This is a genomic window from Pseudomonas sp. HMWF021, assembly GCF_003061005.1.
Taxonomy (GTDB): Bacteria; Pseudomonadota; Gammaproteobacteria; order Pseudomonadales; family Pseudomonadaceae; genus Aquipseudomonas.
This window is the reverse complement of record NZ_QAIK01000059.1, coordinates 16,437-24,473: the sequence shown is the minus strand read 5'-3', so window position 1 is coordinate 24,473 and position 8,037 is coordinate 16,437. Positions and strand designations below refer to the sequence as shown.

Sequence of the window (8,037 nt, the reverse complement as noted above, 5' to 3'; positions counted from 1 at the left end):
GGTGCGTAGCAGTCGCCAAACCTGTCTACGCGGTGTGTCTGACCTCACTGGCGAGCAGGTTTTGGGGCTGCTGCGCAGCCCAGCGGGAGCAAGCTCCCTCGCCACAGGGTTACTCGACAGCGTCCTGCTTCACCACCACCGTGCAAGTAATCCCCGCCGCCAAGAGCACACCCTCCGGCACTTCATCGATGTGAATGCGCACCGGCACCCGCTGCGCCAGACGCACCCAGTTGAACGTCGGGTTGACGTCAGCGATCAGCTCGCGGCTTTCCGGGTTGTCGCGGTCGTAGATGCCGCGAGAGATGCTCTCCACGTGGCCCTTCAACACTTCGCCGCTCATCAGTTGCATGTCGGCCTTGTCGCCTACGCGCACGTGCGGCAGTTTGGTCTCTTCGAAGAAGCCATAGACCCAGAACGAGTTCATGTCGACCACGGCCATTTTCGCTTCGCCGATGCGCGCGTAATCGCCGCGATGCACGTTGAGGTTGGTCACGTAGCCGTCCACCGCCGCGCGCACTTCGGTGCGTTTGAGGTTGAGTTCGGCGGCTTCCAGTTGCGCTTGCGCGTGTTGGTAATCGGCCAGTGCGGCGTCGGCGATGTTGCTGGCGTCGTCGCGGTTTTCCTTGGAGATCACCAGGTTGTCCAGATCAGCGCGGCGATGGGCGTTGACTTTGCGCATCTCCCACGTCGACTTGCGCGAAGCCACCAGCGACTGCGCCTGTTTGACCGCGATGCGGTAGTGCTCCGGGTCGATCTGCATCAGCAGGTCGCCCTTCTTCACCAATTGGTTGTCGCGCACCGGCACATCGATGACTTCACCGGTGACGTCGGCCGCGACGTTGATGATGTCGGCGCGAACGCGGCCGTCACGGGTCCACGGCGTGTTCATGTAATGCACCCACAGGGTCCGGCCGATCCACATCGCCAGGGCCAGCACCAGCAGGGTCGCGAGCAGGCTGAAAAACTTTTTCATCAGAACGTTCTCAACGGTAGACAGTCAGCGCCATGGCGCCGAACAGACAGGTAAACAGACTCAGGCGCAGCAGCGCCGGGTGCCAGAAAAAACGGTAGAGGTCGAACCCCGAGAGGAACCGGTCCAGCGCCCAGGCCAGCGCCGCAGCGACAAAAAACATCAGGGTCATGGTCGGCATGTACACGCCGTGGAAGGCGATTTCACGAGGCATGGGCAAGTCCTTCGGGCTTGGCGACGGCATAGGTGGCGAGTGGTGATTGCGGGTCGAGCAACGAGGTGCGGATGAAGTGCAGGTAGCTCTTCACCCGACGCAGCGCGGACGTGTCGAAATGCGGCGCGAACGGCTCATCGGTCGCGGCGACCCGGCTGATCGCGTGATCGACCGCCACCAGTGCGCGCTCCAGATTGCTCGGGTTCGGCTGCAGGAACAGCCGCACCAGCGCCCGGCCCATCACCCGGATCGCCTGACGCCACGGTTGCGATTCGGCGTACGCCGGGTGCACCGGGAGGATCGCCTGTTCCTTGCGCAACTCGATGATCGCGTGGCCGACTTCCAGCACCACGAACATCCAGCGCAGCAGGTTTTTCTGCACCTTCGGCTGACCGGCAGCCAGGCCATAAGCCTGATGCAACAGGTCGCGGGTACGGCTCTCGAAACTCGACGCCAGGCCTTTGAGTCTGCCGCTGATGGTGTAGACCACCTGGCCGCGCAGGTCCTGCTCCAGACGCTTCCATAACCAGCGACTGTTCGGCGGCAGAATGATCGCTCCCGCTGCCGCGCACACCAGCATGCCCATGACCATGGCGATGTAGTCGTTGATGAAGGTGTAGGGGTTGTAAATGGTCAGGTTGTCCGGCACCGAACCGGTGCTGAAGAAGATCAACAACCCAAGGCCCACACCTGCGTATTGCGGCCGCGACGCGAGGAACGAGCCGAGTACGATCACCGGCGCGAGCATCACGCACAACAGTGGAAAACCGTCGATCCACGGGAAGATGAAAAACATCTCGACGAAGCCGATCAGCGCCCCGAGGAACGTCCCGCAGGCCATTTGAAAAGCCATGCGTTTCGGGTTCGGCGTGGCGGCAGACAGGCCCACGGTGGCGGCAGCGATCAGGGTCATGGTCGCGCCGCTCGGCCACGCGGTGGCGACCCAGTAACTGCCCAACACAATCAGGATGAACGACGCGCGAATCCCCGAAGCGGCAGCAGCCCACCAGTTGGTTTGCGGGGTGAACGGCTCGTCCCAGCGCTCGCGTTCGTGGCGGTGATCAGCCAGGGATGCGTGGGTCTGTGCATAACTGTGCAGGTCATCGACGAAGCGATAGAGCAGTTCGTACGCGGTGTGGAAATCCAGTTGCTCGGCTTCACTCGGACCGGTTTCCTGGAAAATGCCGCGCAAGGTTCGCACGCGCGTCGGCAGGCCTTCCTTGTACGCGGCCAATGCCGTCGCCAGACGTGCGGCATCCGGGCTGGTCAGGGCGCGGCCACTGAAGCCGTCGAGCACTTCGGCCAGATCCTGCAGACCCGGCCGGATCGCGGCCACCACGTGTTCTTCACCATTGCCACGCAGACGTTCGAGCAACTGATGCAGCGCGTTGAAGCGGGTGGTGATGCCCATGAATTCGCTGTTCAAGCGACTGAGGCGACCGTTGCGCCGACGCATGTGCGGGTCTTCGAACACGGTCACGCTGCGCAGCCCTTCCAGGCCCACGGCTTCGGCGATGAAGCGCACGTTGCTCGCTTCGAACGACTCGGCTTTGCTGCGCCCGCGCAGGCCATCGGTGACGAACAGTGCGAATACACCGAAGCGCTGATACAAGGCGTTGCGCATCGCCGCGCTGGCGGTTTGCGGCAGGATCGCGGCGCTGACCACGGTCGAGCAGAGAATCCCCAGCGAGATCTCCAGCACCCGCCACACGGCGGCCATGAACGCACCGTCTGGATGCGCCAGCGCCGGCAATCCGACCATCGCGGCGGTGTAGCCCGCAAGGACAAAACCGTAGGCACGAAAGTTACGGCAACGCGCTGCACCCGCCGAGCAGATACCGACCCAGATCGCCAGCGAACCGAGGAACAACTCGGTGTTCTGCGCGAACAGCGCGATCAGCGTGACCATCATCGCCGACCCGGCCAGGGTGCCAAGGAAGCGATAGAAACTCTTGGCGAACACCTGCCCGCTCTGCGGCTGCATGACGATGAACACGGTGATCATCGCCGTGCGCGGTTGCGGCAGTTCCAGGCGCATCGCCAGCCACAGCGTGAGGAACGCGGCGAGCAAGACCTTGAAGATATACACCCAGGTCACGCCATCGCTGCGCGCCCAGTCAAACAAACCCCGACGCCATTCCAGGGAGTAGAGCCAGCGTAGAGGTGCGGGCAAGGGAGTCATTAAATTTTGCTCAAGAATTCAGTCGAACCGGAGAACCTGTGGGAGCGGGCTTGCTCGCGAATACGGTGTGTCAGACACCCAATGCGCTGGCTGACACACCGCATTCGCGAGCAAGCCCGCTCCCACAAGGGTTGTGTGTTCACCGCAGCAGGGCCGGGGTTTTCGGGGCTGCCGTTTGCTCGGCAGTCGGCACGTCATTGCCAGCCCCGAGGCCGCCACCCAACGCCGTCACCAGCTCGGCATGCGCACTCAAGCGCGCCGCCTGCACCTGCTGCTGCACTTGCTGCTGCTTGAACAGCAAGGTCTGCGCATTGAGCACGTTGAGGTAATCGGTGAGCCCACGCTGATAAGCGATCATCGCGATGTCGTAGGTCTTCTGCGCGGTGGCCACGGATTCGGCGGCGAAGGCCTGCTGCTTGTCCATCGACTCGCGGCGGATCAACTGGTCGGAGATGTTCTTCAGCGCATTGACCAGCGTCTGGTTGTAATGCGCCACGGCGATGTCATACCCGGCGGAGGCTTCGCCCAGCTCACTGCGCAAACGCCCACCGTCGAAGATCGGCAGGGAGATTGCCGGGCCGACGTTGTAGTTGAGCTTCTTGCCGGTCAAAAACTCCAGCGCCCCGCCGCCGGTGGCCATGTAGCCGAGGCTGCCGACCAGATCGACGTTGGGGTAAAACCCGGCGTGCGCCACATCGATGCCGCGCGCCTGCGCCGCCACTTGCCAGCGACTGGCGACCACGTCCGGGCGCTGACCGAGCAACTCGGCGGGTAATGCCGATGGCAGTTTCAGCGCGGCGCCCAACGCCAAAGTCGGCCGCTGTAACTGCGCGCCGGCGCCCGGGCCTTTGCCTGCCAACGCCGCGATCTGGTTACGCGTCAGGGCGATTTCTTCGTCCAGCGCATCCAGTTGCCGATGGGTTTCCGGCAGCGGCGTTTCGGCCTGACTGACTTCGAAGTGCGTGCCGATGCCGCCGTCCAGTCGCTTCTGCGCCAGATCGAGAATCTGCTGTTGCTGCTTGAGCGTAGCGGCGACGATGTCGCGCTGGGCGTAATGCAGCGACAGCTCGATGTAGGCGCGCACGATATTGCTCTGCAATTCCAGCTGCGCCAGCCGCGCTTCGGCAGCGCTCATGTGCGCCAGGTCCACCGCGCGTTCACTGGCATTGCTTTCCCGGCCCCAGAGGTCGAGGGCGTAGCTGAAGCCCAGCGCGGCGTTGTTGTCCCAGGTGGTGGTGTTGGCCAGTTCGCCCGGGCCGTAGAACTGGTCGGTCGGCCAGTTGTGGCGCTTGAGCGTCGACTCGCCCTTGATCTGCAGCGACTCGGCGGCCTCGGCGACACCGGCCAGCGCCCTGGCCTGACGCACTCGTGCAGCGGCCATGGCCATGCTCGGGCTGCCCTGCACGGCGAGGTCGATCCAGTGATTGAGTTGCGGGTCGCCGTAGGCTTGCCACCATTGTGCGGTGGGCCAGTTGGCGTCTTTGGCGGCGTGGGCAATCGCGTCGTCGGTGGCCAGCGTATTGGCCTCCAACGCCTTGTCCTGCGGGGCAATTCCTCCCGTACCGATGCAGCCGCCAAGACCTAAAGTAAAAGCCAGAACACTGAGCGGCATAAGCGCTCTGTTGATGCGACGCGGCACAGCTGCGAATTCCTGAGAAGAGGATAAGGCGGGGCATGTTTCCCTCTGTAGGAGCTGCCGAAGGCTGCGATCTTCTGATCCTGATTCCCTTAAAACAAAATCAAAAGATCGCAGCCTGCGGCAGCTCCTACAGGGAACGGCGCAATTCTAGGGGGCGGCCTGAACGGCGATAAGCTGGGATTCCTGTGAATCTTTGTTACCGTTAACGAGATAATCCCTTGGTCGGGGGTCTCAGCCCCTGAAACTTCGTGTCACAATTTGCCATCTCCCTTGAGAGCACCCCATGGACACATTGCAAAACATGCGCGCCTTCAGTTGTGTGGCCGAAGCCGGCAGCTTCACCGCCGCCGCCGTGCAACTCGACACCACCACGGCCAACGTCTCGCGCGCGGTCTCCAACCTGGAAGCCCACCTGCAAACCCGCCTGCTCAATCGCACGACCCGGCGCATCGCCCTGACCGAGGCCGGCAAGCGCTACCTGCTGCGCTGCGAACAGATCCTGGCCTACGTCGAAGAAGCCGAAGCCGAGGCCAGTCAGGCCCACGCCCGCCCCGCCGGCCAGTTGAAAGTGCACACCATGACAGGCATCGGCCAGCACTTCGTGATCGACGCCATCGCCCGCTACCGCAAGACCCACCCGGACGTGACCTTCGACCTGACCATGGCCAACCGTGTGCCGGACCTGCTCGACGAGGGCTACGACGTGTCCATCGTGCTCGCCAGCGAACTGCCCGACTCGGGCTTCGTCTCGCAACGCCTGGGCATCACCTACAGCATCGTCTGCGCCTCCCCGGCCTACGTGAAAGCCAACGGCTGCGCGCAAAAACCCAGCGACCTGCTGAACCACGCCTGCCTGCGCCTCGTGAGCCCGGTGATCCCCCTGGAAAAATGGGCCTTCAACGGCCCCGAAGGCCAGGAGATGGTCACCATCAACAGCTCGCCGTTTTTGGTGAACTCCGCCGACGCGATGAAAGCCGCGATCATCAGCGGCATGGGCGTCGGCGTCCTGCCGGTGTACGCCGCCATCGAAGGCCTGCGCAACGGCACGCTGGTACGGATGATGCCCAACTACCGCTCGCAGGAACTCAACCTGTACGCGATCTACCCCTCGCGGCAATACCTGGATGCGAAGATCAAGACCTGGGTCGAGTATTTGCGCGGCTCGCTGCCGGAAATCCTTGCCGCGCATCAGGCAGAACTGGCCGCCTACGAACTCAGCGGCAGCCTCGCCGGCGCTCGCGTCGCCACCTGACCTTAAACACACCGCTAAACCTGTAGGAGCTGCCGCAGGCTGCGATCTTTGCTTTTGATGTTTAAAAATCAAAAGATCGCAGCCTACGGCAGCTCCTACAGAAGCGGTGATTTGGAGGGAGTTTTCCGACAGGTTTTGACGGTTGTGGGCCGGAAACGGGGTGGATAGGCTAGCTCGGTCGCTGACACATCAGTGACCGGGTCTGGAAAACCCGAAGGATCACAGCACATGACATAATGCCGCGCTTGTTCAGCACCAGCGTTTGAGTCATGGCGGCTGTACGTGGGAGACCTTCGGGTCTGCCGGGTTTGATCCTTTTCCGGTTTTTCCAGTCCGCGTACAGCTGCCACCCACTTCGCCTGGAAAACGAAAAGTGGCAGTTCCATTTCGTCAAAAGGATCTTTGCCATGATCAAACCCACACCCAATCCGCCTGAAGCGGACACCACTTCCCCCTACACCTCGTCCGTTTCAAAAAAACTCCACGAAGCCGCCGAACGTGCGTTGGACCACTACCTCAAACCAAACACCAGCACCGTGAAATCCCGCGCACCCAGTACCATGTTCCAGGTCGTCCCCGACATGGACAGTGAAAGCCTGCTGGCCCACGCCTGTGAATCACTGGCCTCGGCCAGCGTCATGGCCAGTGACGTGGCAGCCTATGTCGACTCACCACAGCGACACCGGATTCTGGGCATCCAACAAGTCATCATGCTCGCCGAACTCGCCGTGAACCAAGTGTTGGATAACGTCGAAGTACAACGTCATCCCACACACAGCTAAACCGCTCTGACCAATGCGAGCTGCCAGCGACAACTGCATTCGCTGGCAGCTCGGATGGGACGCAGAGCGTCCCCCGGACTGCATTCCCAAGCAGAGCGTGGGAACGATCAAAATAGAGCCGTATTACTTCTTCGCATGCTCAAGACCTGAAACATCTCTGAATGCACCAATCGCTTTTAACCTTGGTTCATCAGGATTGTTTTGAACTTCCAAGTCAAACCCAACTGCCAATGTACCTTTATCATAGTCGAAAGTCACACTTACAATTCCACTACCGTAAACAGCCTGAAACGGCGTATATATTGTCCCCTCATCGACCTTTTCAAACAAAGCATAATTAATATGCAGCCCTGAACCTGCCTCATAATCATGCTTACCATTAGTGATATCAGCTTTAAACCAGAACGTCAGAGACCCTGATCGCCTGGCATCAAATTGCTGATGTGCATTAACGTAAACTGTCTCACCATTCGTTACAAAATTGCCAACTACGCCGTTGAATGGTGCAAGGCTATCAATGAGAACATTGGCTGTACCGCTCACATTTTTTTGTTGATTTGAAAACAGAAAGAATTCATTTTTCATGGGAAGTCCTTTTATGTTGAATGCCGCGAAAATTGCGAAATAAAAGACTGACATTATTATCATTCTACCGCACCTGTCAGAACTGACAGTCTTAGAGACCTGCTCGCAATAAAAGCCTTCATCGACGATTCTTTTTGTTATAAGCGAAGTCATCAAAAGTTCAGCGTAGTTTAGAACAGCAACACTGGAAGAAACTCCAGATGAACACGGAGCCGCCCCCGAAAAACCGTATATTCCCTCAAAAACCCAAGAGGCTGTTCGGCGCACAAGCCGCCAAGACAACCCGGAGCCAGAAATGTTAGCTTGCTTTGCATCAAGCCCGAACAAGAGCCAAAAACGATGAAAAAAACAGTCCTGGCCTTCAGCCGCATCTCCCCCCCCATGATCGAACGCCTGCAACAGGAATTCGACGT

At 60.3% G+C, this 8,037-nt stretch carries 7 protein-coding genes; 3 read left to right on the top strand and 4 right to left on the bottom strand.

Annotated features, from left to right (window positions below):
- Nucleotides 1–109: 109 nt before the first annotated feature.
- The 4 genes from DBR18_RS07740 to DBR18_RS07725 all read right to left on the bottom strand — a co-directional run bounded on the left by DBR18_RS07740 (nt 110) and on the right by DBR18_RS07725 (nt 5,005).
- Nucleotides 110–973, bottom strand: a complete 864-nt coding sequence (locus DBR18_RS07740; RefSeq protein ID WP_108589902.1) for an HlyD family secretion protein — start codon at nt 971–973, stop codon at nt 110–112.
- Between the two features lie 10 nt (nt 974–983).
- The gene (locus tag DBR18_RS07735; RefSeq protein ID WP_003221811.1) at nt 984–1,184 is read right to left on the bottom strand and encodes a DUF1656 domain-containing protein; all 201 of its coding nucleotides are present in this window, start codon (nt 1,182–1,184) and stop codon (nt 984–986) included.
- Entirely contained in the window at nt 1,174–3,366 is a 2,193-nt protein-coding gene (locus tag DBR18_RS07730; RefSeq protein WP_108589901.1) for an FUSC family protein, read from the bottom strand. The genes DBR18_RS07735 and DBR18_RS07730 overlap by 11 nt, the downstream gene beginning before the upstream one ends.
- Nucleotides 3,367–3,505: 139 nt before the next feature.
- Nucleotides 3,506–5,005: an efflux transporter outer membrane subunit gene (locus DBR18_RS07725; RefSeq protein WP_108589900.1), complete on the bottom strand. Its 1,500-nt coding sequence runs from the start codon at nt 5,003–5,005 to the stop codon at nt 3,506–3,508.
- A 283-nt stretch (nt 5,006–5,288) separates the two neighbouring features.
- Between DBR18_RS07725 and DBR18_RS07720 the strand changes: the two genes are divergently transcribed.
- The 3 genes from DBR18_RS07720 to DBR18_RS30245 all read left to right on the top strand — a co-directional run.
- Nucleotides 5,289–6,257, top strand: coding sequence for a LysR family transcriptional regulator (locus DBR18_RS07720; RefSeq protein ID WP_108589899.1), 969 nt, complete (start codon nt 5,289–5,291; stop codon nt 6,255–6,257).
- A 407-nt stretch (nt 6,258–6,664) separates the two neighbouring features.
- Nucleotides 6,665–7,039: a DUF6124 family protein gene (locus DBR18_RS07715; RefSeq protein ID WP_108589898.1), complete on the top strand. Its 375-nt coding sequence runs from the start codon at nt 6,665–6,667 to the stop codon at nt 7,037–7,039.
- 924 nt (nt 7,040–7,963) lie between these two features.
- Nucleotides 7,964–8,037 (top strand): hypothetical protein (locus DBR18_RS30245; RefSeq protein WP_371921077.1); only part of this gene is annotated, 74 nt, incomplete at its 3' end.